Below are 1,071 nucleotides of genomic sequence, written 5' to 3' on the forward strand. Positions count from 1 at the left end.
TTTATCACCACCGACTATTTGAAACAGTGCCGATAAAAATATATCATCATGAACAATAAAACTGTCTGCTTACATAAACAGTAATACAAGGGGTGTTATGAGCCATATTCAACGGGAAACGTCTTGCTCGAGGCCGCGATTAAATTCCAACATGGATGCTGATTTATATGGGTATAAATGGGCTCGCGATAATGTCGGGCAATCAGGTGCGACAATCTATCGATTGTATGGGAAGCCCGATGCGCCAGAGTTGTTTCTGAAACATGGCAAAGGTAGCGTTGCCAATGATGTTACAGATGAGATGGTCAGACTAAACTGGCTGACGGAATTTATGCCTCTTCCGACCATCAAGCATTTTATCCGTACTCCTGATGATGCATGGTTACTCACCACTGCGATCCCCGGGAAAACAGCATTCCAGGTATTAGAAGAATATCCTGATTCAGGTGAAAATATTGTTGATGCGCTGGCAGTGTTCCTGCGCCGGTTGCATTCGATTCCTGTTTGTAATTGTCCTTTTAACAGCGATCGCGTATTTCGTCTCGCTCAGGCGCAATCACGAATGAATAACGGTTTGGTTGATGCGAGTGATTTTGATGACGAGCGTAATGGCTGGCCTGTTGAACAAGTCTGGAAAGAAATGCATAAGCTTTTGCCATTCTCACCGGATTCAGTCGTCACTCATGGTGATTTCTCACTTGATAACCTTATTTTTGACGAGGGGAAATTAATAGGTTGTATTGATGTTGGACGAGTCGGAATCGCAGACCGATACCAGGATCTTGCCATCCTATGGAACTGCCTCGGTGAGTTTTCTCCTTCATTACAGAAACGGCTTTTTCAAAAATATGGTATTGATAATCCTGATATGAATAAATTGCAGTTTCATTTGATGCTCGATGAGTTTTTCTAATCAGAATTGGTTAATTGGTTGTAACACTGGCAGAGCATTACGCTGACTTGACGGGACGGCGCTTCCCTACCCTCATGGCCGCCTCCCAGGAATCGACCCAGGTGCTTATCGTGGACATAATCCTTTACTCATAAATTGGCACTGTTGCAAAGTTAGCG

1 protein-coding gene is annotated in these 1,071 nt (G+C 43.8%); it reads left to right on the plus strand.

Translation table 11 applies throughout. The annotated features are described in order from the left end of the window. The first annotated feature begins 97 nt into the window (after positions 1–97). Positions 98–913 (plus strand): aminoglycoside O-phosphotransferase APH(3')-Ia, encoded by an 816-nt coding sequence (gene aph(3')-Ia, locus AKJ31_RS20720; protein WP_000018329.1) that lies wholly within the window; start codon positions 98–100, stop codon positions 911–913. Positions 914–1,071: the final 158 nt, after the last annotated feature.

Source organism: Vibrio hepatarius (assembly GCF_001274785.1).
GTDB classification, from domain to species: domain Bacteria; phylum Pseudomonadota; class Gammaproteobacteria; order Enterobacterales; family Vibrionaceae; genus Vibrio; species Vibrio hepatarius.